This window comes from Microbacterium sp. (assembly GCF_031179285.1).
GTDB lineage: Bacteria > Actinomycetota > Actinomycetes > Actinomycetales > Microbacteriaceae > Microbacterium.
Map to the genome: position 1 here is coordinate 131,631 of NZ_JAPSHY010000007.1, position 24,957 is coordinate 156,587.

General features: G+C 67.2%; 22 protein-coding genes. 13 read left to right on the forward strand and 9 right to left on the reverse strand.

Annotation, left to right across the window (positions count from 1 at the left end):
• The first annotated feature begins 93 nt into the window (after positions 1-93).
• Genes RIN18_RS06635 through RIN18_RS06645 form a run of 3 tightly spaced genes read left to right on the forward strand, consistent with a single transcriptional unit; the run spans position 94 to position 2,072 of the window.
• Positions 94-519, forward strand: coding sequence for a GIY-YIG nuclease family protein (locus RIN18_RS06635; RefSeq protein ID WP_309103160.1), 426 nt, complete (start codon positions 94-96; stop codon positions 517-519).
• Between the two features lie 39 nt (positions 520-558).
• Positions 559-1,425, forward strand: a complete 867-nt coding sequence (locus RIN18_RS06640; RefSeq protein ID WP_309103161.1) for an alpha/beta hydrolase — start codon at positions 559-561, stop codon at positions 1,423-1,425.
• On the forward strand, positions 1,422-2,072 hold the full coding sequence (locus RIN18_RS06645; protein WP_309103162.1) for a Pr6Pr family membrane protein: 651 nt from the start codon (positions 1,422-1,424) through the stop codon (positions 2,070-2,072). Before RIN18_RS06640 ends, RIN18_RS06645 begins: the two co-directional genes overlap by 4 nt.
• On the opposite strand, the gene RIN18_RS06650 is transcribed toward RIN18_RS06645, so the two are convergent.
• A complete protein-coding gene (locus tag RIN18_RS06650) occupies positions 2,067-3,524 on the reverse strand; it encodes a phosphotransferase (RefSeq protein WP_309103163.1) in 1,458 nt (485 codons plus the stop codon). The genes RIN18_RS06645 and RIN18_RS06650 overlap by 6 nt on opposite strands.
• Complete coding sequence (gene treS, locus RIN18_RS06655; protein ID WP_309103164.1) at positions 3,521-5,287, reverse strand: maltose alpha-D-glucosyltransferase; 1,767 nt, start codon at positions 5,285-5,287, stop codon at positions 3,521-3,523. Before treS ends, RIN18_RS06650 begins: the two co-directional genes overlap by 4 nt.
• A gap of 239 nt (positions 5,288-5,526) precedes the next feature.
• On the opposite strand from treS, the gene RIN18_RS06660 reads away from it, so the two are divergent.
• The gene (locus tag RIN18_RS06660) at positions 5,527-5,733 is read left to right on the forward strand and encodes a hypothetical protein (RefSeq protein WP_309103165.1); all 207 of its coding nucleotides are present in this window, start codon (positions 5,527-5,529) and stop codon (positions 5,731-5,733) included.
• A 60-nt stretch (positions 5,734-5,793) separates the two neighbouring features.
• Here the strand turns inward: RIN18_RS06660 and RIN18_RS06665 are convergent, their stop codons facing one another.
• Positions 5,794-6,192 (reverse strand): SPW repeat protein, encoded by a 399-nt coding sequence (locus RIN18_RS06665; protein ID WP_309103166.1) that lies wholly within the window; start codon positions 6,190-6,192, stop codon positions 5,794-5,796.
• Positions 6,193-6,446: 254 nt separating this feature from the next.
• Here RIN18_RS06665 and RIN18_RS06670 point away from each other — a divergent pair, with 254 nt between their 5' ends.
• Positions 6,447-7,592 (forward strand): DUF1611 domain-containing protein, encoded by a 1,146-nt coding sequence (locus tag RIN18_RS06670; protein WP_309103167.1) that lies wholly within the window; start codon positions 6,447-6,449, stop codon positions 7,590-7,592.
• An 8-nt stretch (positions 7,593-7,600) separates the two neighbouring features.
• On the opposite strand, the gene RIN18_RS06675 is transcribed toward RIN18_RS06670, so the two are convergent.
• From RIN18_RS06675 to zapE, 3 genes are all read right to left on the reverse strand, one after another.
• Positions 7,601-8,167, reverse strand: a complete 567-nt coding sequence (locus tag RIN18_RS06675) for a type II toxin-antitoxin system PemK/MazF family toxin (protein ID WP_309103168.1) — start codon at positions 8,165-8,167, stop codon at positions 7,601-7,603.
• A 20-nt stretch (positions 8,168-8,187) separates the two neighbouring features.
• Positions 8,188-9,426 carry an ammonium transporter gene (locus tag RIN18_RS06680; protein ID WP_309103169.1) on the reverse strand — a complete coding sequence of 413 codons (1,239 nt, stop codon included), beginning with the start codon at positions 9,424-9,426 and terminating at the stop codon, positions 8,188-8,190.
• 114 nt (positions 9,427-9,540) lie between these two features.
• On the reverse strand, positions 9,541-10,596 hold the full coding sequence (gene zapE, locus RIN18_RS06685; protein WP_309103170.1) for a cell division protein ZapE: 1,056 nt from the start codon (positions 10,594-10,596) through the stop codon (positions 9,541-9,543).
• Between the two features lie 128 nt (positions 10,597-10,724).
• Here zapE and RIN18_RS06690 point away from each other — a divergent pair, with 128 nt between their 5' ends.
• A complete protein-coding gene (locus RIN18_RS06690) occupies positions 10,725-11,618 on the forward strand; it encodes a sulfurtransferase (protein ID WP_309103171.1) in 894 nt (297 codons plus the stop codon).
• A gap of 19 nt (positions 11,619-11,637) precedes the next feature.
• Entirely contained in the window at positions 11,638-12,069 is a 432-nt protein-coding gene (locus RIN18_RS06695; RefSeq protein ID WP_309103172.1) for a SufE family protein, read from the forward strand.
• Here RIN18_RS06695 and RIN18_RS06700 read toward each other — a convergent pair.
• Entirely contained in the window at positions 12,053-13,207 is a 1,155-nt protein-coding gene (locus RIN18_RS06700; RefSeq protein WP_309103173.1) for an alpha/beta fold hydrolase, read from the reverse strand. The two genes, RIN18_RS06695 and RIN18_RS06700, sit on opposite strands and share 17 nt — an antisense overlap.
• Positions 13,208-13,232: 25 nt before the next feature.
• Here RIN18_RS06700 and RIN18_RS06705 point away from each other — a divergent pair, with 25 nt between their 5' ends.
• The 6 genes from RIN18_RS06705 to RIN18_RS06730 all read left to right on the forward strand — a co-directional run bounded on the left by RIN18_RS06705 (position 13,233) and on the right by RIN18_RS06730 (position 20,042).
• On the forward strand, positions 13,233-13,814 hold the full coding sequence (locus tag RIN18_RS06705) for a DUF3000 domain-containing protein (protein WP_309103174.1): 582 nt from the start codon (positions 13,233-13,235) through the stop codon (positions 13,812-13,814).
• Positions 13,807-15,000 carry a ribonuclease D gene (locus RIN18_RS06710; protein WP_309103175.1) on the forward strand — a complete coding sequence of 398 codons (1,194 nt, stop codon included), beginning with the start codon at positions 13,807-13,809 and terminating at the stop codon, positions 14,998-15,000. The genes RIN18_RS06705 and RIN18_RS06710 overlap by 8 nt, the downstream gene beginning before the upstream one ends.
• 73 nt (positions 15,001-15,073) lie before the next feature.
• Positions 15,074-16,279, forward strand: a complete 1,206-nt coding sequence (locus RIN18_RS06715; protein WP_309103176.1) for a thiolase family protein — start codon at positions 15,074-15,076, stop codon at positions 16,277-16,279.
• 6 nt (positions 16,280-16,285) lie between these two features.
• Positions 16,286-18,430, forward strand: a complete 2,145-nt coding sequence (locus RIN18_RS06720; RefSeq protein ID WP_309103177.1) for a 3-hydroxyacyl-CoA dehydrogenase NAD-binding domain-containing protein — start codon at positions 16,286-16,288, stop codon at positions 18,428-18,430.
• A gap of 204 nt (positions 18,431-18,634) precedes the next feature.
• A complete protein-coding gene (locus RIN18_RS06725; protein WP_309103178.1) occupies positions 18,635-19,330 on the forward strand; it encodes an SPFH domain-containing protein in 696 nt (231 codons plus the stop codon).
• Between the two features lie 37 nt (positions 19,331-19,367).
• Positions 19,368-20,042 carry a hypothetical protein gene (locus RIN18_RS06730; protein WP_309103179.1) on the forward strand — a complete coding sequence of 225 codons (675 nt, stop codon included), beginning with the start codon at positions 19,368-19,370 and terminating at the stop codon, positions 20,040-20,042.
• A gap of 1 nt (position 20,043) precedes the next feature.
• Here the strand turns inward: RIN18_RS06730 and dxs are convergent, their stop codons facing one another.
• Both dxs and acnA read right to left on the reverse strand, forming a co-directional pair.
• A complete protein-coding gene (gene dxs, locus RIN18_RS06735) occupies positions 20,044-21,987 on the reverse strand; it encodes a 1-deoxy-D-xylulose-5-phosphate synthase (protein ID WP_309103180.1) in 1,944 nt (647 codons plus the stop codon).
• A gap of 166 nt (positions 21,988-22,153) precedes the next feature.
• Complete coding sequence (gene acnA, locus RIN18_RS06740) at positions 22,154-24,955, reverse strand: aconitate hydratase AcnA (RefSeq protein ID WP_375163502.1); 2,802 nt, start codon at positions 24,953-24,955, stop codon at positions 22,154-22,156.
• Between the last annotated feature and the right edge of the window lie 2 nt (positions 24,956-24,957).

Sequence of the window (24,957 nt, forward strand, 5' to 3'; positions counted from 1 at the left end):
GATCGGCGGTGATGTCGCCCAGGCTACGCCCAGCCTCCGACATCGGGCATCAGAACCGCAACGGGCGTCCGAGACCCGGCGTAGAGTCTCGCTGTGCCGACGACAGAAATGCTCCCCGGGCCCTGCAACCTCTGCGCAGGCAGGCACGGCGCTCGGATTGACGGATGCTGGGTGTGCTCGTCGTGCGGCTGGCGATACGGAGACGTGCCCGACTACGACCTTCCGATCCCACGGATCGAGGTCGTGTACTACATCCGCTATGACCGTCGAGTGAAGATCGGTACGAGCGCACGGCCCCGCCGTCGGCTGGCGAGCATCCACCATCAGGAGCTCCTCGCCTTCGAAAGAGGAGGCCGGCAGCTCGAGCAGCAGCGGCACCGCGAGTTCGCCGCCACGCGCGAGGGCGGCGAGTGGTTCACCCTCGATGACGAGATCGGCGCCCACGTCGCCGCGCTGCGGGCGGTCGGCGACCCATGGCAGCTCTACGCGCGCTGGCTGAGCGAATCGTTGCGCGCATGAAGGATTCCCGGCGGAACCCGTAGCTGACATCATCGGAGGATGTTCGAGGGTTTCACCACCGAGGAGATCGACACCGGGAACGCGAGGATCTTCGTCCGCCATTGCTGGGGTGACGGCCCCCCGATCATGTTGCTGCACGGACATCCCCGGACGTCGGCGACTTGGCACCGCGTAGCTCCGATGCTGCGAGACGGCGGATTCAGCGTCATCTGCCCCGATCTGCGCGGTTACGGCCGGTCGATCGGCCCGGATCCGGCGGGCGATCACTCCGCGCACTCCAAGCGCGCCGTCGCGGCCGACATGCTCGCGGTGGCGCATCGCCTGGGACACGAGACGTTCTCGCTCGCCGGGCACGATCGCGGCAGCTATGTGGCTCTGCGCCTGGCACTCGATCACCCCGAGGTCGTGCAGCGGCTGGCTCTCATGGACTGCGTGCCCATCAGCGAGCACCTCCGTGACATCACCCCCGAGTTCGCGACCGCGTGGTGGCACTGGTTCTTCTTCGCCCAGCCCGAGATACCCGAGCGGGTCATCAACGCCGACCCTGTGGCCTGGTACCGGCCGAAGGCCGATCCGGCGACGATGGGCCACGAGAACCATGCCGAGCTGATGAACGCCGTCCACAACCCGTCGGTGGTGCGCGCGATGCTCGAGGACTACCGGGCCGGACTCACGATCGACCGCGCGGACGAAGAGGCGGATATGGCGGCGGGACGGCGCCTCGGCATGCGCACCCTGATCCTGTGGTCATCGCGCGACGACCTCGAGCAGCTGCACGGCGATCCGCTCGCGATCTGGCGCCGGTGGACCGAGAACGTCTCCGGCTTCCGCATCGAGAGCAGACACCACATGGCGGAGGAGGCGCCCGAAGAGGTCGCCGCAGCGCTCTCCGCCTTCTTCGCATGACCGCTCCGGGTCAGCCCACGCCTCGGTGGGTGGGGATCGCTCGTGCCGCGGTCGGCGCATCGGTCATCGCCATCCTTGCGCACGCGTACATGATCGCCATCCCGGAGGACGGAGCGAATCCGTTCGACTATTTCGGGTACTTCACCAATTTGACAAGTCTGCTGTGCGGTGTGCTGCTGCTCGTCATCGGCATCCGGCAGTTCGCCTCGCGCAGCATTCCTGTCTGGCTCGTCTACATCCGGGCGATCGGCGTGGCGAGCATGCTCGTCGTCGCGCTGATCTACAACGTGCTCGTCCCAGGCACCGGCTCTGCACCGCCATGGGTGAGCGTCGCGTTGCACCTGGTCTTCCCTTCCCTCATCGCACTCGACTGGGCACTGAATCCTGATCGGCCGACGCTGCCGTGGCGACGCCTGTGGATCGTGCTCCCCTATCCGGCGACCTGGCTCGTCGTCGTCCTCGCCAGGGGCGTCACCGACGGCTGGGTGCCCTACGGCTTCCTGCTGCCCGAACGGGGTATGCCCGCGTTGCTGGCGCATGTCGTGGGGCTGATCTGCACGCTCCTGATATCGGGCGTACTCGTGTGGGCAGCGAGCCGGATCCGCCTCCCGACACGGCGACGCGTCGGGAGGCGGCCGCGGTCATGACCCGAGGCGGGCGATCGCGGCGAGCGGGATCGCCACCCACGCCGGCCGATTCCGCTTCTCGTACACGGCCTCGTACACCGCCTTGTCCGCTTCGTACGCATCGAGCAGCACACGCCGCTCCGCGGTGCCGAGCGGCGTGTCTGCGGATGAGTCGTCGCTCACCTCACGCGAGGCGAGGGCCGCCGAGTAAGCCGCCAGGAAATGCTCCCTTGCCCGCTGCGACCACTCCCTCGCGCGTTCGGCCCGCCGCTGCAGCTCGTCTTCCGGCTCACCGGGCGAGCCGGCGCCATGCGCCGACATCTCCACCACTCCTGGTGCGTAATCGAAGGAGCGAAGCATTCCGGCGACATCCCGCCATGGGGAGTCCGGCAGCGCGCGCTCGGCGAAATCGCGCCCCGGTTCTCCCTCGAAGTCCACGATGCGCCAGCCGTGCGAGGTGCGCAGCGCCTGACCGAGATGCAGGTCGCCGTGCACCCGCTGCACGTCCAGTCCTTCCAGCGCCGCGACGGCATCATAGGCAGCGCGGATCCGACCGGTGAACGGCTCGATCTCCGGCACGCTGTGAAGTGCCTGATCGAGCCGAGCGGCCATGGCCTGCGCCAGCGCGGCGGTGGTCTCGGCTCCGCAGCGTTCGGCGGGGAATCGCTCGCGCAGACTCGCATGCACCTCCGCGAGGGCCTCACCGAGTCGTGCTGCCTCTCCTGCGAAGTCGCCGCCGGAATCCGCGATGGTCTGGTCGAGATCCGCGAGAACGGTTCGCACACTGGAGACCGCGAGTTCGAACCCGTCCGCGGCCGTCCGGAAGAACTCCTGCATCATCGCGAGCTGGAAGAGCTCTCCCTCGACCTCTGCCTCGATCCATCCGTACAGCTCGGCGATGTGCTCGGAGCCGCCGCGGGTCAGTTCGTGGTTGATCTCGATGTCGGGGTTCACCCCCGCATTCACCTTCCTGAAGATCTTCATGATCGCGGAGTCGTCGAACCGCAGCGAAGAGTTCGACTGCTCCCCCGTCAGCGGAGAGGAGCGGACATCCGGGTCCAGTGCGCGGCCGCCCGACACCCGGCGGAATCGGAGTCCGCCGCGCTCCGACGTGCCGTCCTGCTCTGCGGCGATGAACCCGTCGAGCCAGAGTGCCATGGCGTCACGATCATGAATCGCGTCATACAGGTGGAGGACGCCGCCGTCGACATCGGCTTCGCCGACGTAGGCGTGGCCGATCCGGTCCTGGATCTCGCGGTAGGCGGCCAGCGGCACCTGATACAGCTCACGGCCGCCCTCGTCGTCGGAGTACTCGACCGTCACGAGATGGACCGTCGCGCGAGGCCCGCCCTCGCCGTCGGAGAGTTCCGCCAGCGTTCGCACGTGCGAGACATGGAACGGCCGGCCCTTCCCGCCGAACCAGCGGGTCCGCACCAGGTAGCCCTCCAGAAGGGCATGATCGATGGCGCTCACAGCATCCCCACCTCCTCCGATTCCTCCACCGGCCCGTGCAGCTGGAACCAGTAGAACCCATGGCCTCCGAGTGTGAGGAGGTAGGGCAGCTCTCCGATTCTCGGGAACGGCACGCCGCCCAGCAGCTCCACCGGGACCATCCCCTCGAAACGACGCAGATCCAGTTCCACCGGCTGCGGGAATTGGGAGAGGTTGTTGACGCACATGATGATGTCGACGGTGCCGTCCTCGTTCGTGTGCTCGCGTGAATAGGACAGCACCGAGGGATTGCTGCCGCCCAGATCATTGAAGCTGCCCAGCCCGAAAGCGGGATGGTTCTTTCGGGCGTGGATCATGTCCTTCGTCCAGTGCAGCAGCGACGAGCGGTCCTCCTGCTGCGCTTCGACATTGACGGCGAGATATCCGTACACGGGATCCTGGACCACCGGCAGGTTGAGCTTGCCCGGGTTGGCCGTGGAGAAACCCGCGTTCCGGTCGGACGTCCACTGCATGGGCGTGCGCACGCCGTCGCGGTCTCCCAGCCAGATGTTGTCTCCCATGCCGATCTCGTCGCCGTAGTACAGCACCGGCGAGCCCGGCAGCGAGAGCAGGAGCGCAGTGAACAGCTCGATCCTGTCGACGTCATTCTCCAGCAGCGGTGCCAGGCGACGACGGATGCCGATGTTGGCTTTCATCCGCGGGTCCTGTGCATATTCGTTCCACATGTAGTCGCGGTCTTCGTCCGTCACCATCTCGAGGGTCAGCTCGTCGTGGTTGCGCAGGAAGATGCCCCACTGGCATCCCGCGGGAATCGAGGGCGTCTCGGCGAGGATCTCGCTGATCGGAAACCGCGATTCGCGCCGTACCGCCATGAAGATCCGCGGCATGACCGGGAAGTGGAAGCACATGTGGCACTCATCGCCTCCCACGTCTGGGTCCCCGAAGTAGTCCACGACATCGGCCGGCCACTGGTTGGCCTCGGCGAGCAGCACACGACCCGGGTAGTTCTCGTCGACGAACCGGCGCACCTTCTTGAGGAACTCGTGCGTCTCCGGGAGATTCTCGCCATTGGTCCCCGGCCGCTCGTACAGGTACGGCACGGCGTCGAGGCGGAAGCCGTCGAGTCCCATTTCCAGCCAGAACCGCATCGCGTCGATCATGGCGTCGTGGACTTTGGGGTTGTCGAAGTTGAGGTCCGGCTGGTGGGAGAAGAAGCGATGCCAGAAGTACTGCCGGCGCACCGGGTCCCACGTCCAGTTGCTGGGCTCTGTGTCGACGAAGATGATGCGCGCGTCCTCGTAGAGCTGGTCGGTGTCGCTCCACACGTAGAAGTCGCCGTACGGACCGTCCGGATCCGAACGGCTCGCCTGGAACCACGGATGCTCGTCGCTCGTGTGGTTCATGACGAAGTCGACGATGACACGGATGTCGCGCTCGTGGGCGGCGTCGAGGAACTCCTGGAAGTCGGCGGTCGTGCCGAGACCGGGTTGCACTCCGGTGTAGTCGGACACGTCGTAACCGCCGTCACGCAGCGGAGACGGAAAGAACGGTGGCACCCACAGACAGTCGATGCCGAGCCACTGCAGGTAGTCGAGCTTGTCGATCAGACCGCGGAAGTCACCGGTGCCGTCTCCGTCCCCGTCTTTGAACGAGCGCACGAGCACCTCGTAGAACACCGCTGTCTTGAACCACTCCGGCTCGGGGCTTCCGGGGGTGTCCGGGAATGGTTCCTGCGTCAGGATCGGTATGGACGCGGTGTACGGTGCGGGCTCGGGTGCAGTCATGCGCTCTCCTCACGGTCACGACCATTCCTTTCATGGGGCAGCCGATGCGGAAAGAGACTTGACTTGCGTCGTCCGCGTCCGATCGCATCCGATCCCGTCGGCTGCGACGCGTTTCGAACTGATAGCACTCGCCTCGGCGATCCGCCACCGCCTTGGCGAGCCACCGCGGGGTGCGGCACCGTGGTGGGAGTGATGGGCAGTGGTCGGCACGGACGACCCCGATCGAACGGAGAGATGTCATGAGCGACAGCCACGAGCAGCCGACGTCATCGGAACCCGGCAGCCGAGAGGAGGATCGGTTGGCCGGGAACGGAAGCGGCGACCCGAACAGTGACCGCGGGTTCCTCAACGACCTCCCCCCGGCTCAGGACAAACGGCTGGAGGACAGCGAAGTCGACGTGACAGATGTCGCCGACGATGAGGAAGACGCGCTCACGACGGAGTGACCCTGCCCGAACGCGCAAAGGGCGCCTCTCCTCGTGCAGGAGAGGCGCCCTTGTCGGGTGTCAGGCGCGGACAGCGCGTCCGCGGACCGCAGCCGGCTGCGGCTGCGGCTGCGGCTGGGAGAACAGCACGACCACGACCACGGCTGCGCCGACGACCACGTGCGGAAGCCACACGTTCAGCGCTTCTCCTGCGAATCCGAAGATCCACGGCGAGAGCGCGAGGAAGACACTGGCGGCGATGTCGAACATGAGATGCACGGGCATCGGGATGAACCCGAAGGGACCCCACTCGTAGTTGGTGAACAGGCTGTAGACGATGAGTCCGATGCCGAGGACGACGGGGATGACGACTGCCGCTCCGCCGACTGCTGCGAAGCCGAAGACCCACGGCGCGGCGATGAGGGCGATGCCGACGACGTAGTCGAGGATGCCGTGGACCTTGGTGGGGATGAAACGCATGATTCCTCCTGGGGGATGCCGCCGCGGATGCGGCTCACCCAGGGTTCGGCGCGCACCGCATATCGGATTGGATCACTGTCGGATCGGATCACGGTCAACGCTGCCTCACGCGGCTCACAGCTCTCGTCCGCGGCCGCCTGGTACCGTGGGGTGTCGGCATCTCGCCGATCATCAGGGAAGACTTCTCGTCGACCGACAGCTTCACGGCCCTTGCGCTTCTTGTCGCCTCCTCTGTGCGACCGTTGAGGAACCCGATGAACGCCTTCACCCCTGTCCACGCTGTCGTGTCTGGCGACGCCGCCGTCCTCCCCGTCGGCGCGACCGCCGTCGTCTACTGCGAGGGCCAGTTCGGCGAGCAGGACGGCAAGACCGCCAACGGCCTGGTCCGCCACTCCGAGAAGTACGACATCCTCAGTGTCATCGACAGCACGCGTGCGGGCACGGATGCCGGGATGTTCCTCGACGGCGCACCCAACGGCATCCCTGTTCTCGCGAATCTCGCGCAGGCCATCGTCCACGCCGACCGCGTGCCCGACTACCTGATCTGCGGCGTCGCTCCGGCCGATGGGCTCCTCTCGCCGGCACAGCGCATCGTGCTCCTGGACGGCATCGCCCGTGGCATGCACATCATCAACGGCCTCCACGAGTTCCTCGGTGACGATGCGGAGTTCGCCGCCGCGGCCCTGCTGGCGGGCGTGACCATCACCGACGTCCGCCGACCGCGCAGCATGCAGGACCTGCACCTGTTCTCCGGCCGCATCTTCGACGTGACCTGCCCGCGCATCGCGGTGCTCGGCACCGACGGTGCGATCGGCAAGCGCACGACCTCGACGCTACTGGTGCGCGCTCTGAACGAGCGAGGCGTCCGCGCCGTGCTCGTCGGCACCGGGCAGACGACCATCATCCAGGGCGGCAAGTACGGGATCGCACTCGACGCACTCGTCCCGCAGTACTGCTCGGGCGAGGTCGAGAATCAGGTGGTCGCCGCATTCGAGGGCGAGAACCCCGACGTCATCGTGGTCGAGGGGCAGGGTGCCCTCAGCCATCCCGCATACCTCACCTCTGCCCACATCCTCCGCGGCAGCCGCCCGGCAGGCGTGATCGTCCAGCATGCGCCGAGGCGTCGCACGCTCGGGGATTTCCCGATGGTGTCGATGCCGACTCTCGCCAGCGAGGTCGCTCTGATTGAAGCGTTCGCCGATACGAGGGTCATCGGCATCACCGTGAACCACGAGGGCATGGCCGCCGATGAGATCGGGGGCGCGATCGACGACATCGAGATCGAGTTCGGCCTGCCGGCGACCGATCCGCTCACTCGCCCGCTCGACGACCTCGTCGAGATGGTGCTGCTCGCCTTCCCGCAGTTCGGGGCTCGGCTGAGCGGCGGCGTTGCGCGCTGAGCGGGGCGCTACCCGGCGGTTCCCCATCCGTATCGGCCGCTGAGCGCGCGCGCCACCGGGGCGAATCGGCTGCGCTCCAGCACCGCCGCCTCGCGCCGGAGCCCGGTTTCGTGGACGCTGTAGAGCTGCTCGATGTCGACCCACGATTCGCGCCCCTGTGAATCCCAGGGGCCGGAGCCGATGCTGACGTAGTCGCGATCCCCGTCATGGGAACGGCTGGTCATGCGGACCGCGAACACCCGGTGTTCCGACTGGCGAGCGATGATCAGCACCGGTCGATCCTTGCCGCGCCCGTCGTTCTCGTCGTAGGGCACCCAGGTCCACACGATCTCGCCGGCGTCGGGTGCCCCGTCGCGGTCGGGGGCGTAGTCGATGCGCAGATCATGGATGCCGTCGGGATCGACGCGCACGGTGGCGGTCTCGCCCGCTCCCCCGGAGTTCTCCGCCGTCGCGGGCACCCGCAGACGCGCCTCCGGGCGTCTCGGACGGATCGGTGTCCGGGACGCCCGGTCGGATCCCAGCGCCTTGGCCAGGATCTCGGTCAGGGTGGCCAGGATGTTCTTCGAGGAACTCACCCGGCCACCCTAACCGCAGCTCACGCCTCGGCGAGTGCGTAGCCTTCTTCGCCGTGCACGACCAGGTCGACACCGGCGATCTCGTCCTCGTTCGTCACGCGGAAGCCAATGGTCTTCTCGATGGCGAAACCGATGAGGAAGGAGACGATGAAGGAATACAGCAGCACGCCTCCCGCAGCGATCGCCTGCACGGCCAGCAGCCGCAGGTCACCACCGGTGAACAGTCCCTGCTCGGTGGCGACGAAGCCCAGGTAGAGGGTTCCGAGCAGTCCGCCGACCAGGTGGATCCCCACCACGTCGAGCGAGTCGTCGAAGCCGAGGCGGAACTTCAGCTCGACCGCGAGCGCGCATGCGATGCCCGACAGCGCCCCCAGCAGCAGCGCCCAACCGGGAGTCAGGTTGGCGCAGGCCGGGGTGATGGCGACAAGACCTGCCACTGCACCGGATGCCGCACCGACCGACGTCGCCTTGCCGTCCTTGATGCGCTCGATGAAGATCCAGCCGAGGATCGCCGCTGCCGTCGCTCCCAGCGTGTTGATGCCGATCAGGCCGACCCTGCCCATGTCCTCCGAGAGCCACTCCGCTCCCGCGTTGAACCCGAACCAGCCGAACCACAGAAGAGCGGCGCCGAGCAGCGTCAGTGGCACGTTGTGGGGCTTCAGGATGCCCTTCTGGAAGCCGATGCGCTTGCCGAGCACCAGGGCGAGGGCGAGGGCTGCGGCTCCGGCGTTGATGTGCACGGCTGTACCGCCGGCGTAGTCGATGACGGCGATGCCGCTCTCCTCACCGAAGAGAGTCGTGCCGAGGTTCATGATCCATCCGCCACCCCACACCCACGCGGCGACGGGGAAGTATCCGACCGTGGCGAAGACACCGGCGAAGATGAGCCAGGGGCCGAACCTCGCCCGGTCTGCGATGGCGCCCGAGATCAGGGCGACGGTGATGATCGCGAAGGTCGCGCCGTACGCGACCCCGATGAGCGCGACGTTCGATCCCTCGCCACTGGCGAGGCTGTTCAGCCCGAGGTCCGCAAAGGGGTTCCCGGAGAACTGACCGGGGTTCTCGACGGCGCTCATGGAGAAGCCGAAGAGCACCCAGAGGACCGCCACGAGCCCGATCGAGCCGAAGCTCATCATCATCATGCTGACGACGCTCTTGGCCTTGACCAGACCGCCGTAGAAGAACGCCACGCCTGGCGTCATCAGCAGGACGAGGGCGGTCGCGGTGATCGCCCACGAGATGTTGCCGGGAGAATCCATGTCAAACCTCACATTCGGGTAACTGAGACCCTCAGTGTGGCCACGCTCGATTTCGGGTTCGGACGGCGTGTGTTTCCGGGGCGTTACGCCCGGGGCCGCGGTGTGAACTTCGTGTTACGCGGCGCTGACTTCCTGCGCAGAATGCGTCAGCGCGTTCAGCCGCGATATGGCGCGCAGATACTTCTTGCGGTATCCACCGCCGAGCATCTCCGCGGCGAACACCTGATCCAGGCTTGATCCGGTGGCGACGATCGGAATCTGCTCGTCATACACGCGATCCACGAACGCCACGAAGCGGAGTGCTTCGGATTGATCCGTGAGCTCGCGCACGTCACGGAGCCCGACCATCCGCAGGTCTTCGATGATGCGGAGGTAGCGCGACGGGTGCACGCGGGCGAGGTGGCGGATGACGTCATCGAAGGCGTCGTCGGACACGGTGGCGGACGCCGCTGCCGAATCGATCGCTCGCCGGTATGCGTCGTCGTCGACGACCACGGCGTGCCCGTCCAGAGCTCGCTGGCGGAAGTCGACGCCGTCGATGCGCAGCGTCTGGAAGCTGTCGGACATCGCATGGATCTCACGGAGGAAGTCCTGCGCGGCGAACCGCCCCTCACCGAGGGCGTTGGGCGGCGTGTTCGACGTCGCGGCGAGTCGCGTGCCCGTCGGCACGAGTTCACCCAGCAGCCTCGTCATCACCATCGTGTCGCCGGGGTCGTCGAGCTCGAACTCGTCGATGCACAGCAGGTCGGCGCCCTTGAGCAGGTCGACGGTGTTCTTGTATCCGAGCGCTCCCACCAGAGCGGTGTACTCGATGAACGATCCGAAGTACTTGCGTCGCGCAGGCATCGCGTGATAGATCGAGGCGAGAAGATGGGTCTTGCCGACACCGAAGCCGCCGTCGAGGTACACCCCGGGTTTCACCTCGGGCTCTTTCTTCGCCCGGCTGAAGAACCCACCGCGCTTGGACGGCGCACCGCGACCGGAGAAGCGCAGCAGCGTCGCCTTGGCCTCCTCCTGCGAAGGGTATGCGGGATCTGCCCGGTAGCTGTCGAACGTCGCCTCATCGAACTGCGGCGGCGGCACCAGACTCGCCAGCATCTCGGGGCCGGAGACCGCGGGCTGTCGTTCGGTCAGGTGGACGATGCCCGGACGGCTCGTGGGATCTGTCATTCGTTTCCTGTGTCGAAGTCTTACGAATCGGGTGCGGGACCCACGGCGGGGATCTATCGTCGAAGGGGCGGCTCCAACATTACGCCGTCCTCACCCGCACATCTCTCGCCCACCCCTGAGGAGACCCCGTGGCCATCGAGCTGGATTCATCGTCACCGAAGTTCGCCGAGTATGCAGAACCGGGTCGACTGGTCACCACCGAGTGGCTTGCCGAACGACTGGGCACACCGGGACTCGTGGTCGTCGAATCCGACGAGGATGTGCTCCTGTACGAGACGGGGCACATCCCGGGGGCGGTCAAGATCGACTGGCACACCGAGCTCAATGACCCCGTGGTGCGCGACTACGTCGACGGCGAAGGGTTCGCGGCGCTTCTCAGCCGCAAGGGGATCTCACGCGATGACACCGTCGTGATCTACGGCGACAAGAACAACTGGTGGGCGGCGTACGCCCTCTGGGTCTTCTCGCTCTTCGGCCATGAGGATGTTCGACTGCTGGACGGCGGGCGCGACCGATGGATCGCGGAGGGCCGCGAGACGACGCGCGAGACGCCGTCACCTGTGCCCACCGACTACCCCGTGGTCGAGCGGGATGACTCCGCCATCCGGGCATACAAGGAAGATGTGCTCGCACACCTCGGCAAGCCCCTGATCGACGTGCGGTCGCCGGAGGAGTACAGCGGTGAGCGGACGACCGCACCCGCGTACCCCGACGAGGGGGCGTTGCGCGCAGGTCACATCCCGACCGCTCAGAGCGTGCCGTGGAGCAAGGCCGTCGCCGAGGACGGCGGCTTCCGGCCGCGCGCCGAGCTCGAGGCGATCTACCGCGATGGCGCCGGGCTGAAGGACGGCGACGACGTGGTGGCGTATTGCCGCATCGGAGAGCGCTCCAGCCACACCTGGTTCGTGCTGAAGCACCTGCTCGGCTTCGAGAACGTCCGCAATTACGACGGCTCGTGGACGGAGTGGGGAAGCGCCGTGCGCGTCCCCATCGTGACCGGCAGCGAGCCCGGCTCGATCTGAGCGTGGGAGAATGTCAGGGATGAGCACGACCGACGTCCCTGACACCCTCGCCGAGATCCGCGACGCGTTCCTGGAGACCCCCGAGGCCGACCGTCTGCTGCTCCTGCTGGAGTTCGCCGACGAGCTTCCTCCTGTCTCGGACGAGGTGGCCAGCCATCCGGAGATGTGCGAGCGCGTGGCTGAGTGCCAGTCACCCGTCTACATCTACGTCGAGGTCGTGGACGACATCGTGACGATGCATGCGACGGCGCCGGCCGAAGCGCCGACGACTCGCGGATTCGCCAGCATCCTCGCCCAGGGGCTCACCGGTCTCACATCCGACGAGGTGCTCGCCATTCCCGACGACTATCCGCAGTCGATCGGTCTGACGAAGGCGGTCTCGCCCCTGCGGATCGGGGGCATGACCGGCATGCTCATGCGCGCGAAGAAGCAGGTCAGTCAGAAGCGCTGAAGCCGTGGGCGCTCACCCAGTCGGTGATCGCCGTCGACCAGCTCACCTGGTCGTAGTTCCACAGCTTCGTGTGCCGGGCGACCGCGAAGTGCGGCATGGTCACGAGATCCGGGCGCGCCTCCTGCAGCGCGTGGGACGCGTCGGCCGGCACGAAGCCGTCGTCGTCGCTGTGCAGGATGAGGATGGGCATGGTGAGTTCATCCGCGCGGGCCACCATGTCGAGCCGGTCGAACGGGATCGCGCTCTCGGCGCCGCTCAATCGAGCGGTGAACGGAACCGACAATGCTCCCATGGCAAGGTCGGGAAGCGGAGCATGCATGCCCGCCTCCCTCGCCTGGAAGCGCAGCACGGTGCGCCAGTCCACCACCGGAGACTCGAGGATGAGACCGGCGATACGGTCGCGCTTACCGCTGTTCACCGCCGCCTGGAGCGCCACTGCTCCCCCCATGGACCATCCCATCAGCAGCACGCGCTCCGCTCCGTGGCGCAGTGCATAGGCGATGGCCGCGTCCACGTCACGCCATTCCGCGGCGCCGAGTGCGTACGAGCCGCCACGGCTCCGCGGAGCCTCGCCGTCGTTGCGATACGAGACGATGAGATTCGGCATCCCGAGACCGTGCAGCACCGGCACCGCCCGCAGGCATTCGGCACGCGTCGTACCTCGCCCATGCACCTGGATCACCCAGGTCGTCGACGTCGCGGGGAACAGCCATGCGGGGCACGGGCCGGCCGGCGATCCGATGAGCACGCTCTCCCACGGCAGGTGCAGTTCACTCGGAGAGGCGTAGTACCAGCCGCTGAATCCCGCGTCCCTGTCGATGCGCGCCCCCGCCTCGATCTGGGTGAGCAGCTTTCGCCGCACCGTCGTCGCGTCCGTGCTGAGGACGGCTCCGAGCTTCACGTACCCGTACGTTCCGGTGGTGAAGAGACCGTAGCGCCCGGGCAGCTCGGTGTCGGCCGTGCGTCCGAGCTCGATCGTCTGCGCACCGGTGTCGACGGCGAGGATGGTCGCGTCCGGTGCGCGCCGGGTCGGGGTGACGACCCGTCGGGCGACGCCGAACACCATGAACGCCAGCGCTGCCCCGAGCGCGAACAGAGTGGGGACAAGGAGCGCAACGGCGTGCCTGAGACTCTTCATCGCTTCCTGACTCTAGCCTGTCGCTGTGACCGCACATCCCGATGCCGGAGCGCTTTTCGAAGGTGCGACTGCTGAACTGCGTGAGACCGCCTTCCGTGCGGACATCGCCGTGCGCGAGATCCCCACCCCTCAAGGACTCGCGCCGTTCGCGATCGCGCTCGCAGCGGACGTGCGGCCCGGTAGCGACGGCGAGTCGATCTACGGCACCGGTCGCTTCGTGCTGCTGTACGACCCGGACGAGCCCGGCGCCTGGGGAGGCTCGTGGCGGATCGTGACATTCGCCCAGGCGCCACTGGAGACCGAGATCGGCACCGACCCGCTGTTGGCGGATGTGACCTGGTCCTGGCTCGTCGATGCGCTCGAATCTCGCAACGCCGTCTACCACTCGGCATCCGGGACTTCCACCAAGACGCTCTCGAAGGGCTTCGGGGGGCTCGCCGTCGAGGGCGACGGCGCCCAGATAGAATTGCGGGCGTCCTGGACGCCGGAAGGCCCGTTCCGACCGCACGTCGAAGCATGGGCCGAGTTGGTCGGGATGCTGGCCGGGCTTCCGCCCGGTTCCGAGGACATCGCCGTGATCGGCGCGCGAAAGGCTGCACGTGACTGAATACTCCGTGATCTCGGACGTCGAGGAGTTCCGAGCGGCGTGTGCGGTACTCGCCGCCGGCACCGGTCCGGTCGCGGTCGACGTGGAGCGCGCTTCCGGTTTCCGTTACTCGCAGCGCGCCTACCTGGTGCAGGTGTTCCGCCGAGACGCCGGCGTCTTCCTCTTCGACCCACCGCCGCTCGGCGACTTCGCTCCGCTTCAGCAGGCGATCGGCGACGAGGAATGGGTGTTCCACGCCGCCAGCCAGGATCTGCCGTCGCTGCGCGAGCTCGACCTCCTGCCCTCACGGATCTTCGACACGGAACTCGCCGCGCGACTGCTCGGCCACGATCGTGTCGGCCTCGCCGCCGTCGTGGAGCAGACTCTCGGCATCACCCTGAAGAAGGAGCACTCCGCAGCCGACTGGTCCACCCGTCCGCTGCCGCCGGCCTGGCTCGATTATGCCGCTCTCGACGTGCTGCACCTCGTCGACGTGCGCGACGTCCTCGCCGCGGAGCTGGAGGAGCAGCACAAGACGCAGTTCGCCGCTGAAGAGTTCACGGCGACCCTCGCTCGTCTGCCGAAGCCGCCGCGGGAGGATCCGTGGCGCCGTCTGAGTGGGCTTCACCAGGTGCGCGGAGCGCGCAATCTGGCCGTCGCACGCGAGTTGTGGCGCGCCAGAGAGGCGTACGCTCAGGAGCAGGACGTCTCCCCCGGGCGTCTCGTCCCTGACCGTTCGCTCGTCGCCGCGGTGATGGCGAATCCGCAGAGCAAGCAGGCACTGGCCGCCCTGAAGGACTTCCAGGGACGCGCCAGCCGCAGTCAGCTCGATCGCTGGTGGCAGGCGATCGCGGCAGGGCGCGAGAGCACCGAGCTTCCCCGTGAGCGGGTTCCCAGCGATGCGCTTCCCCCGCCCCGGGCGTGGGCTGACCGCAACCCCGAGGCGGACGCACGGCTCAAGGCCGCCCGTCCCGTCGTGGAGGGCGTCGCCGAAGAACTCGGGATGCCGACCGAGAACCTGCTGACCCCGGAGTTCCTCCGCCGCGTGGCATGGGAACCGCGCGGCGGCACGGCGGAAGAGATCGCGCACGCGCTCGCCGAACTCGGCGCCCGCCCGTGGCAGATTGAACACACTGCACAGAAGATCGCGGATGCCTTTGTAGAGGCCGCTCAAGTGCCCGACAGCGCCGACACGCCCGCTTCGTAGGTTCGACCCAACCGATTCTTCCCGGATTTCCGCTCTCCATAGACTGAGGCCACCGCACAAACTTGGAGGCAGAGTGGCCGAGATCTCGGACGTCTTCTTCGTCGATGGAGTGCGCACCCCCTTCGGGCGCGCCGGCGAAAAAGGCATGTACTGGAACACCCGCGCAGATGACCTCGCCGTGAAGGCGACCATCGGCCTGATGGAGCGCAACCCGGCCGTTCCGGCCGACCGCATCGACGATGTGGCGATCGCCGCGACCTCACAGACCGGCGATCAGGGCCTCACGCTCGGCCGTTCGGTGGCGATTCTCGCCGGGCTGCCGCAGACCGTTCCCGGGCTCGCCGTCGAGCGGATGTGCGCCGGGGCGATGACGAGCGTCACCACGATGGGCGCATCGATCGGCGTCGGGATGTACGACCTCGCCTTGGCCGGTGGCGTCGAACACATGGGCCACCACCCCATCGGCGGCAACGCCGACCCCAACCCACGCTTCGTGGCCGAGAAGATGGTCGATCCCGGCGCGTTGAACATGGGCGTGACCGCTGAGCGGATCTTCGACCGGTTCCCGCACCTGACGAAGGAGCGCTCCGACCGCTACGGCATGCTCAGCCAGCACAAGGTGCAGGCGGCCTATGACGCGGGCAAGATCCAGCCGGACCTCGTCTCTGTCGCCATCAAGGACGCCGAGGGCGCCTGGGGGCTGGCCACCGAGGACGAGGGTCGCCGCCCGCAGACGACGATGGAGGATCTGGCTGCTCTCAAGACCCCGTTCCGTCCGCATGGCCGCGTGACCGCCGGGACCTCCTCACCGCTCACCGACGGCGCGACGATGTCACTGCTCGCCGGCGGCGGTGCAGTGAAGGAACTGGGTCTCGCCCCGAAGATGCGGATGGTGTCGTTCGCGTTCGCCGGCGTGCAGCCGGAGATCATGGGCATCGGACCGATCCCGTCGACCGAGAAGGCCTTGAAGAAGGCTGGTCTGCAGATCTCCGATATCGGACTGTTCGAGCTCAACGAGGCGTTCGCCATCCAGGTGATCTCCCTCCTCGATCATTTCGGTATCGCCGACGACGACCCCCGGGTCAACCAGTGGGGCGGGGCGATCGCAGTGGGTCACCCGCTCGCCGCCTCCGGCGTCCGGCTCATGATTCAGCTTGCGGCGCAGTTCGCCGAGCGTCCCGACGTGCGCTACGGCCTCACCGCGATGTGCGTCGGCCTCGGTCAGGGTGGCTCCGTCATCTGGGAGAACCCTCACTACGACGGCAAGAAGAGGAAGTAACGCGCCATGACCAACTACGACGCGATCGATTTCTCCCCCATCCAGGCACTCACCGAGGGCGAGGTCGTCACGCACTCGACGGTCCGCGACATCCGCCTCGCCTCGGGCAAGGTGCTCGCCCTCATCACTCTCGACAACGGGCGCGACCACACCAGGCCGAACACGCTCGGACCTGCCACTCTCACCGAACTCGATGAGACGCTCGAGGCCCTGCGTGCCCGAGCTGCCGCCGGCAAGATCCAGGCGGTGGGGATCACGGGCAAGCAGTACATCCTCGCCGCCGGCGCCGACCTTTCCGATATCGGCAAGGTGGGCTCGCGCGACAATGCTCGTCTCATCGCCCAGCTCGGGCACAAGGTGCTCGGCAAGCTCAGCGAGCTCGGCGTTCCGTCGTTCGCTTTCGTCAACGGCCTGGCCCTCGGCGGCGGGCTCGAGATCGCTCTGAACTCCACCTATCGCACCGTCGACGCCTCCGCCGCGGCGATCGCGCTGCCCGAGGTCTTCCTCGGGATCATCCCCGGCTGGGGCGGGGCCTACCTGCTGCCGAATCTCATCGGCATCGAGAACGCCCTCGAGGTCGTCATCTCCAACCCACTGAAACAGAACCGCATGCTCAAGCCGCAGCAGGCGTTCGAGTACGGCATCTTCGACGCCATCTTCCCGCCGGCGAACTATCTCGAGAATTCGCTCGCGTGGGCGGATGCGGTGCTGGGTGGCAAGAAGGTCGATCGCCGGAATGAGCCGGGCAAGATCGAGCGGCTCACGAAGTGGCCGATCGCTGTCAAGATGGCCCGCGGGATGCTCGAGTCGAAGATCGGAACGGTGCCGCGGTCGCCGTACATCGCCCTGGACCTGCTCGACAAGGCCAAGAGCGGCACGAAGGCCGAGGGCTTCGCCCGCGAAGACGAGGCTCTCGCCGACCTCGTCGCGGGCGACCAGTTCGCCGCATCCATGTACGCCTTCGATCTCGTTCAGAAGCGGGCGAAGCGCCCGGTCGGGGCGCCGCCGAAAGAGGTGGCCAAGAAGGTCACCAAGGTCGGCATCATCGGCGCCGGTCTCATGGCGAGCCAGTTCGCGCTGCTGTTCGTGCGCAAGCTGCAGGTCCCCGTGCTGATCACCGACCTCGACCAGGCACGCGTCGACAAGGGCGTCGCCTACATCCACGAGGAGATCGGCAAGCTCGAGTCCAAGGGTCGCCTCGACGGCGACTCTGCGAACAAGCTTCGCTCTCTCGTGACCGGCACGACCGACAAGAACCTCTATGCCGACTGCGACTTCGTCATCGAGGCCGTCTTCGAGGAGGTGGGGGTCAAGCAGCAGGTGTTCGGCGAGATCGAGAAGATCGTCGCGGAGGATGCGATCCTCGCGACCAACACCTCATCGCTCTCGGTGGTGGAGATCGGCGAGAAGCTCGCACACCCGGAGCGCCTCGTCGGCTTCCACTTCTTCAATCCGGTCGCGGTGATGCCGCTGATCGAGATCGTGAGGACGCGCGGCACCTCGGAGGCTGCGCTCGCGACGGCCTTCGTCGTCGCGAAGAACCTGGGCAAGAACGCGGTGCTCACCGCTGATGCTCCCGGCTTCGTCGTGAACCGCCTGCTCGCCAAGGTCATGGGCGAGGCGGCGCGCGCGGTGTACGAGGGCACGCCTGTCGTCGATGTCGAGAAGGCCTTCGCGCCTCTCGGCCTGCCGATGGGACCGTTCCAGCTGATCGACCTCGTGGGATGGAAGGTCGCAGCGCACGTGCAGGACACGATGGTGCAGGCATTCCCGGATCGCTTCTACGCGAACGAGAACTTCCACGCCCTCGCCGAGCTGGATGCCGTCGTCGAGAAGGACAAGGGCGGCCGGGTGACCGGGTGGACGAAGCAGGCGGAGAGACTGCTGAAGCCCGCTGTCGGCTCGTCCCCGGCCACGGCAGACACCATCCTGACCCGCGTCCAGGACGGACTGGCGAAGGAGATCAGGATCATGCTGGACGAAGGAGTCGTGCCGGAGGTCGAGGACATCGACCTCTGTCTGATCCTGGGCGCCGGGTGGCCGTTCATCGACGGTGGAGCGTCACCGTACCTCGACCGCGAAGGCGCGTCGGAGCGAGTGTTCGGAGGCTCCTTCCACACCCCGCAGATCCGCGGCATCGACCACCGCTGATCGTCTGCAGAAGGCGGGACCGTCCCGGGGCGGTCCCGCCTTCTGCCGTCGGGAGGACCTGGCCACGAGTCCTCCGACGTTTCGGAACTCCCGCGTTTCCGCCTCGGGGCACGCCGGGTAACGCGGAACGAACAGCTCATGAACTCCCCCGCGTGGCGCCGTCAGACTCCGACCTGGCGGACGAAGACGCGGCACAGTGGAGTCATGGACATGATCTTGTCGATGATGAGCGGTAAAGGGATGTCAGGGCTGTTCCGGACCGGCACCGCGATCCTGACGATACTGCTCGTGGTTCCGGCGCTGCTGAAGATCTTCATCGTCACGGTCGACGAGGGGTGGGCTGCGATCCGCACCCGCAACGGCAAGCCGATCATCCGCAACCGCCCGCAGCGCCGGCCGGCGAACCGCCGCGGCGCGGTCGGCGAGGTGGTCGTGCTCGACCCGGGGTCTCACGGTGCGTTCCCCCTCTTCTACTGGTACCGGCTCATCGACGTCCGATGCCGCGCCACTGACCTTCCGGCCCGCGAGATGAGCGGGGCGACGGGAATGCAGTTCCGAGTTCACGCATCCTTCGAGTGGCGCCCCATCCCCACCGGCCGCGACCTGCGAGTCTTCGAGCTCGACGTCGTCAACGTCAACGAGCGTGCGTCGAACATCGTGGGTGCCGCTCTGCGAGACGTCATCCGCGGGATCGACGGCGTCGAGCTTCCTCACAACGACGAGATCAACACACGGGTGATCGCCGCCAGTGCGGAGGAGGTCCGCCGTGCCTGCGGCGTCGAACTCGTCCGCGTGATGGTCACCGGAGACGCGCTGACCGACGGATACCTGATGTCCACTGCGCTCCGTGAGAGCGACCGCGGCGCTCAGGCCGTCGCCTCGCTGCATGCTCTGAACTGAATCGAAGCCGCCGCCGGTCGCGTGTAACGTTCTCACCATGGTCGGACATGACGACAGCGTGCCGGACGGAGCGTCGGTCACGCAGCGCCACCCGTTCTCGCCGCGGACTGCGCAAGAGCCGATGGCCTTCACGCGCGACGAGCTGGGGCGCGGGGGCTGGTATGCCTGGGTCGTCTTCATGACCCTGATGCTCGCTGGGCTCAACGTCCTCATCTTCGTCGCCTCCGCCCCCTCCGCTCTCTCCACGCCGTCGTTCTCCGGTGTGCTCCTCACCTCCGTGATGATGGTCACGATCTACGCCGGGATCATCGGAGGCGCGGTCTCGCTCCTGGTCATGGCGCTCGGGTTGCCGCTTGCCCGGCTGCTGGGTCGGGCCCTCCGATCCGAGCCCGCTCTCAGCATCCACCTGGCCGTTTACGTCACGCTCGGCCTGGTCTTCGGCGCCGCGACCGTCGGGATCGCGTCCGCGCTGACCGGCATCCCGATCATGCAGAACACGTTCGGCGCCGTGCTGGGCGTCGCGGCAGCGCTGGCCGTGCCCGCAGGCTGGTCACTCACCGTCCGCCGCGCGCTCCGCGACGATCGCGGCATCACCCCGACCCGGCGGGGCAGGCATCACGAGAAACGCCGACACGGCCTTCCCAGGGGTGCGGACGCCGACGCGGCGTTCGAGGACGCCGTCCTGACCGAAGGCCAGGAACCGATCCGCTGAGTCAGCGCCGCTCGTGCACCGGCAGGTCGATCGCGCCGGTTTCGCCGGCGTTCCGGGCAACCGGGATACGAGTGCCGAGCACCTGGGAGACGACGTCCTGCGCGATCTTCGAGGCGGTGAGACCGGCATCCGCGAGGATCTGGTCTCGGGATGCATGGTCGATGAACTCATCCGGCAACCCCAGCTCGTCCACCGCGGTGTCGATGCCGGACTCTCGAAGCACCTGCCGGACCCGTGTGCCGATGCCGCCGACGCGGATGCCGTCCTCCATCGTGATCACCAGGCGGTGGCGCGCCGCGAGTGCCACGACCGACGGCTGCACCGGGATCGCCCAGCGCGGGTCGACGACCGTCGCGCCGATCCCCTGGGCGCGAAGCCGCTCTGCGACATCCGTCGCGAGCGCGGCGAACGGCCCGATCCCGACGAGGAGCACATCCTCAGTGTCGCCTCGAGCGAGGACGTCCACGCCGTCGTGAAGGCGTTCGAGGGCGGGGAGTTCGGGCGCGATCTCGCCCTTCGGGAAACGGATCACCGTCGGCGCGTCGTCGACGGCGACGGCTTCGTTCAACGCCTCTTGCAACCGCACTCCGTCGCGCGGAGCAGCGATCCGGATGTGCGGCACGATCTGCAGCATCGCGAGATCCCACATGCCGTGGTGGCTGGGACCATCGGGGCCGGTGACGCCGGCACGATCGAGGACGAAGGTCACCCCGGCGCGGTGCAGGGCCACATCCATCAGCACCTGATCGAAGGCGCGGCCCATGAAGGTCGCGTACACCGCGACGACCGGGTGGAGGCCGCCGAATGCGAGTCCGGCGGCTGACGCGACGGCATGCTGCTCGGCGATGCCGACGTCATAGACCCGGTCGGGGAAGCGCTCGGCGAACGGCGCGAGCCCGGTCGGGCGCAGCATCGCCGCCGTCATCGCGATGACTCTCGGGTCCCGCCCGCCGATGTCCACGAGCGCTTCCGAGAAGACATCGGTCCAGCCCTGGCCCGCGCTGCCGGTGAGAGTCTCCCCCGTTGCCGGATCGATGCGTCCGACGGCATGGAACTGATCGGCTTCGTCGTCGCGAGCCGGCTGATATCCGCGGCCCTTCTCCGTGATGGCGTGGACGATCACCGGCGCTCCGTAGGACTTGGCAAGCTCCAGCGTCTCGAGCAGCGCTTCCATGTCATGGCCGTCGACGGGACCGAGGTACTTGATGTCGAGGTTCGAGTACAGCGCCTCGTTGTTCGTGAAGCGCGAGAGGAAGCCATGCGTGCCACCACGCACACCGCGGAAGACCGCGCGTCCGACCGGCCCGAAGGAGCGGAAGAGACGGTCGGATCGATGATGGAGACTCTTGTACGCCGCGGCGGTGCGCACCCGGTTGAGGTAGCGCGACATCCCGCCGATGGTCGGCGCGTAGGAGCGTCCGTTGTCGTTCACGACGATGACGAGGTTGCGGTCGTTGTCGTCGGAGATGTTGTTGAGCGCTTCCCACGTCATTCCACCGGTGAGAGCACCGTCGCCGACGATCGCCACGACGTGACGGTCGGCACGGCCGGTCGCGGTCATCGCGCGCGACACTCCATCGGCCCAGCTCAGTGAGCTTGAGGCATGCGAGGATTCGACGACGTCGTGCGGGCTCTCGCTGCGCTGCGGGTAGCCTGCGAGACCGCCCCGCACGCGAAGCCCCGAGAAGTCCTGTCGCCCGGTGAGCAGTTTGTGCACGTACGACTGGTGGCCGGTGTCGAAGATGAACGGATCGTCCGGCGACGAGAACACCCGGTGCAGCGCGATCGTCAGCTCGACGACACCCAGGTTCGGGCCGAGGTGGCCTCCGGTCTGAGAGACGTTGTGAACGAGGAATTCCCGGATCTCACCGGCGAGCTCCACGAGCTGGTCGGTGGACAGTGCGTCCAGGTCACGGGGTCCTGAGATGCTCGGAAGAATGGGCATCTGCACCTCCTCACAGGCTTCGCCGATGCGCCCGAATCGGACGCGGACGTCGTGTCGATCCTACCGCTCCCACCCGTGAAACCTCGGAGAGTGCGCCGGGGGCGAGACCGCGCCGGTACGCGAATGGGGCCCGGGGTTCACACCACCGGGCCCCACTCCGTTGCGACTAGACGAGGGAACGCAGCACGTACTGCAGGATGCCGCCGTTGCGGTAGTAGTCGGCCTCGCCGGGGGTGTCGATGCGCACGACCGCATCGAACTCCACGGTCTGCTTGCCCTCGGGCGAGTTCTCGCTCGGGGCCGCCGTCACATGCACCGTCTTCGGGGTCACTCCGTTGTTGAGTTCCTCGAGTCCCGTGATCGAGACGATCTCGGTGCCGTCGAGGCCGAGCGACTCCCAGCTCTCCCCCGCCGGGAACTGCAGCGGCACGACGCCCATGCCGATGAGGTTGGAGCGGTGGATGCGCTCGAAGCTCTCGGTGATGACGGCCTTGACACCGAGGAGGCTGGTGCCCTTCGCCGCCCAGTCACGGGACGACCCGGAGCCGTACTCCTTGCCGCCGAAGATGACCAGTGGGATGCCCTCGGCCTGATAGTTCTGGCTGGCGTCATAGATGAACGACTGCGGCGCTCCCGGCTGCGTGAAGTCGCGGGTGAACCCACCTTCGACCTCGGCGCCGTCGTTGACGGCACGGACCAGCTGGTTCTTCAGGCGGATGTTCGCGAAGGTGCCGCGGATCATCACCTCGTGGTTGCCTCGACGCGAACCGTAGGAGTTGAAGTCCTTCTGGCGGACGCCGTGCTCTTCGAGGTACTTCGCCGCCGGCGTGCCGGATTTGATGTTGCCGGCCGGGCTGATGTGGTCGGTCGTGACGGAGTCGCCCAGCGTCGCGAGCACGCGCGCGCCGGTGATGTCTGCGACGGGCGTCAGCTCCATCGTCATGCCTTCGAAGTACGGAGGACGACGCACGTAGGTCGACTGGTCATCCCACTCGAAGACCGGTCCCGTCGGCGTGGGCAGGCTCGTCCAGCGCTCGTCGCCGTCGAAGACGGTGGCGTACTGCTTGATGAACTGCTCGCGCGAGATCGACGAGTCGATGATCTCCTGCACCTCGTCGGTCGCCGGCCAGATGTCCCGGAGGAACACGTCGTTGCCGTCGGCGTCCTGGCCGAGCGCATCGGTCTCGAAGTCGAAGTGCATGGACCCTGCGAGCGCGTAAGCGACCACCAGCGGCGGTGACGCCAGATAGTTCATCTTCACGTCGGGGCTGATGCGGCCCTCGAAGTTCCGGTTGCCCGAGAGCACGGCCGTGACGGCGAGGTCGTTCTCGTTGATCGCGGCCGAGACCTCCTCGATCAAGGGTCCCGAGTTGCCGATGCAGATCGTGCAGCCGTAGCCGACCGTGTAGAAGCCGAGGCCCTCGAGATCTTTGTCGAGACCGGACTTCTCGTAGTAGTCGGTGACGACCTTCGAGCCGGGGCCGAGCGTGGTCTTCACCCACGGCTTCTGCTTCAGCCCGCGCTCACGTGCCTTGCGGGCGAGCAGCCCGGCGGCGATCATGACCGACGGGTTGGAGGTGTTGGTGCACGAGGTGATCGCGGCGAGTGTGACCGCTCCGTTGTCGAGGAAGTACCTCTGGCCGTCAGGGGTCGACACCTCGACCGGGTTCGACGCCGGGTGCGGGCCGCCGCTGAAGAGCAGCATGGACTCGGCGTGCTCGGTCTCGTGCTGGTGAGAGACGCCTTCCGCGGCGACATGCTCGTGCTCGACACCGGGCGCAGTGCCGGGATCGGATGCCGGGAACGTCCCCTCGACCTCGACGGTCTCCTCGCCGACCTGGGCGTAGTTCAGGATGTCCTTCTCGAACTGCGCCTTGGACTCCGAGAGCAGGATGCGGTCCTGCGGTCGCTTGGGACCTGCGATCGACGGAACGACGGTGCCGAGGTCGAGCTCCATGTACTCGCTGAACACCGGCTCGACGGCCGGATCGTGCCAGAGGCTCTGCTCCTTGGCGTACGCCTCGACGAGGGCGACGGCCTGCTCGTCGCGTCCGGTGAGCCGCAGATACTCGGTGGTGACGTCGTCGATCGGGAAGATCGCCGCCGTCGAGCCGAACTCGGGGCTCATGTTGCCGATGGTGGCGCGGTTCGCGAGCGGCACCGATGCCACGCCCGCACCGTAGAACTCCACGAACTTGCCGACGACGCCGTGCTTGCGCAGCATGTCGGTGATCGTGAGCACGACGTCGGTCGCGGTGACGCCCGCCGGGATCTCGCCGGTCAGCTTGAAGCCGACGACGCGCGGGATGAGCATCGAGACGGGCTGGCCGAGCATGGCCGCCTCCGCCTCGATGCCGCCGACGCCCCAGCCCAGCACGCCCAGGCCGTTGACCATCGTGGTGTGAGAGTCGGTGCCGACACAGGTGTCGGGGTAGGCCTGGAGGACGCCGCCGTTGGTGCGGTCGTAGATGACCTTGGCGAGGTGTTCGATGTTGACCTGGTGGACGATGCCGGTACCGGGAGGGACGACCTTGAAGTCGTTGAACGCGGTCTGGCCCCAGCGCAGGAACTGGTAGCGCTCACCGTTGCGCTCGTATTCGATCTCGACGTTGCGCTCGAGGGCGTTGTCGCTGCCGAACAGATCCGCGATGACCGAGTGGTCGATGACCATCTCGGCCGGAGAGAGCGGGTTGATCTTGTTCGGGTCTCCGCCGAGAGCGGTGACCGCCTCGCGCATGGTGGCGAGGTCGACGATGCAGGGGACCCCGGTGAAGTCCTGCATGACCACGCGCGCCGGCGAGAACTGGATCTCTGTGCTGGGCTCGGCCGCGGCATCCCACGATCCGAGCGCTTCGATCTGCGCCTTCGTGACGTTCGCACCGTCCTCGGTGCGAAGCAGGTTCTCCAGGAGCACCTTGAGACTGAAGGGGAGCTTGTCGAAACCGGGCACCGTGTCGATGCGGAAGATCT

Bases quoted from the DNA above. Each gene is read 5' to 3' on its own strand.
- RIN18_RS06640 (WP_309103161.1), top strand. From the start codon at position 559: ATGTTCGAGGGTTTCACCACCGAGGAGATCGACACCGGGAACGCGAGG.
- RIN18_RS06645 (WP_309103162.1), top strand. From the start codon at position 1,422: ATGACCGCTCCGGGTCAGCCCACGCCTCGGTGGGTGGGGATCGCTCGT.
- treS (WP_309103164.1), bottom strand. From the start codon at position 5,287: ATGACTGCACCCGAGCCCGCACCGTACACCGCGTCCATACCGATCCTG.
- RIN18_RS06660 (WP_309103165.1), top strand. From the start codon at position 5,527: ATGAGCGACAGCCACGAGCAGCCGACGTCATCGGAACCCGGCAGCCGA.
- RIN18_RS06665 (WP_309103166.1), bottom strand. From the start codon at position 6,192: ATGCGTTTCATCCCCACCAAGGTCCACGGCATCCTCGACTACGTCGTC.
- RIN18_RS06670 (WP_309103167.1), top strand. From the start codon at position 6,447: ATGAACGCCTTCACCCCTGTCCACGCTGTCGTGTCTGGCGACGCCGCC.
- RIN18_RS06680 (WP_309103169.1), bottom strand. From the start codon at position 9,426: ATGGATTCTCCCGGCAACATCTCGTGGGCGATCACCGCGACCGCCCTC.
- zapE (WP_309103170.1), bottom strand. From the start codon at position 10,596: ATGACAGATCCCACGAGCCGTCCGGGCATCGTCCACCTGACCGAACGA.
- RIN18_RS06695 (WP_309103172.1), top strand. From the start codon at position 11,638: ATGAGCACGACCGACGTCCCTGACACCCTCGCCGAGATCCGCGACGCG.
- RIN18_RS06700 (WP_309103173.1), bottom strand. From the start codon at position 13,207: ATGAAGAGTCTCAGGCACGCCGTTGCGCTCCTTGTCCCCACTCTGTTC.
- RIN18_RS06720 (WP_309103177.1), top strand. From the start codon at position 16,286: ATGACCAACTACGACGCGATCGATTTCTCCCCCATCCAGGCACTCACC.
- RIN18_RS06725 (WP_309103178.1), top strand. From the start codon at position 18,635: ATGGACATGATCTTGTCGATGATGAGCGGTAAAGGGATGTCAGGGCTG.
- RIN18_RS06730 (WP_309103179.1), top strand. From the start codon at position 19,368: ATGGTCGGACATGACGACAGCGTGCCGGACGGAGCGTCGGTCACGCAG.
- dxs (WP_309103180.1), bottom strand. From the start codon at position 21,987: ATGCCCATTCTTCCGAGCATCTCAGGACCCCGTGACCTGGACGCACTG.